This window comes from Serratia nevei, from assembly GCF_024160145.1.
GTDB classification, from domain to species: domain Bacteria; phylum Pseudomonadota; class Gammaproteobacteria; order Enterobacterales; family Enterobacteriaceae; genus Serratia; species Serratia nevei_A.
The window spans coordinates 1-395 of the sequence record NZ_JAMYWQ010000165.1 but is presented as its reverse complement, the minus strand read 5'-3'; the positions used below and the strand labels follow the sequence as shown (position 1 = coordinate 395).

The 395-nt window shown below is 44.6% G+C and carries 1 rRNA gene; it reads left to right on the top strand.

The features are described from left to right. Positions 1–395: ribosomal RNA gene (locus tag M6G53_RS25255) — 16S ribosomal RNA — on the top strand; the annotation flags it as partial.

The following is a 395-nucleotide window of genomic DNA, read 5'->3' as shown; positions in this document are numbered from 1 at the left end:
GCAAGCGTTATCCGGATTTACTGGGTTTAAAGGGTGCGTAGGTGGGTAGGTAAGTCAGTGGTGAAATCTTCGAGCTTAACTCGGAAACTGCCATTGATACTATTTATCTTGAATACTTTGGAGGTAAGCGGAATATGTCATGTAGCGGTGAAATGCTTAGATATGACATAGAACACCAATTGCGAAGGCAGCTTACTACACAGTCATTGACACTGAGGCACGAAAGCGTGGGGATCAAACAGGATTAGATACCCTGGTAGTCCACGCCGTAAACGATGGATACTCGACATTAGCGATACACAGTTAGTGTCTGAGCGAAAGCATTAAGTATCCCACCTGGGAAGTACGATCGCAAGATTGAAACTCAAAGGAATTGACGGGTAGATGCTAAACTC